The organism is Seonamhaeicola marinus (assembly GCF_008085455.1).
Map to the genome: position 1 here is coordinate 1 of NZ_VSDQ01000856.1, position 279 is coordinate 279.

Consider the following 279-nt stretch of genomic DNA (forward strand, 5'->3'; position numbering starts at 1 on the left):
GCTTTACAAGAAGGTGAAGTATCTGAACCTTTTAAAACAGATTTTGGATACCACATTGTGTATTGTCAAAAAATTAGAGGCCAACAGTACGATGTTAGTCATGTGCTTTTAAAACCAAAAGTATCAAATGATGCTATAAAAGAAGCTAAAGAACGCCTTGAAAAAGTAAGACAACGTATTGTTGATGGAGACATTACATTTGCAGAAGCAGCCAAGGAAGCAAGTGATGAAAAAGAAACTAAAAATGATGGCGGACAGTTAATTAACCCAGAAACACAA

The 279-nt window shown here is 34.8% G+C and carries 1 protein-coding gene; it reads left to right on the forward strand.

Annotation, left to right across the window (positions count from 1 at the left end; genetic code table 11):
- Window positions 1-279, forward strand: a 279-nt coding sequence (locus FUA24_RS25975) for a peptidylprolyl isomerase (RefSeq protein WP_246147157.1), incomplete at both ends; no start/stop codon positions are given.